Below are 351 nucleotides of genomic sequence, written 5' to 3' on the forward strand. Positions count from 1 at the left end.
GGCGCAGATCGAGGCGCATGCGGCGCTGATCCTTCGCCTTGTCGACCAGAAGTCGGATATCACGCTGCGGGAGATCCGGGCTGGGTTGGCCAAGGCTGGTGTGTCGGCCGGCATTGGCACGCTGTGGCGCTTCTTCGACTGGCGCCGGGTGACGCACAAAAAAAGACCGCCCATGCGGCGGAGCAGGACCGCCCGGACGTCCTGAAACGGCGCTGGGCTTGGTTCGAGGCGCAGCCCCACCTCGACCCGGACCGCCTGGTGTTCATCGATGAGGCCTGGGCCTCGACCAACATGGCCCGCACCCACGGCCGGGCGCCCAGGGGTGAGCGGCTGCGAGCACCGATCCACATC

General features: G+C 68.4%; 1 pseudogene. It reads left to right on the forward strand.

Annotated elements, in window-relative coordinates:
- Nucleotides 1-351: pseudogene (locus JMJ56_RS35980) on the forward strand (IS630 family transposase); the annotation flags it as partial.

The organism is Belnapia arida (assembly GCF_016773205.1).
GTDB lineage: Bacteria > Pseudomonadota > Alphaproteobacteria > Acetobacterales > Acetobacteraceae > Belnapia > Belnapia arida.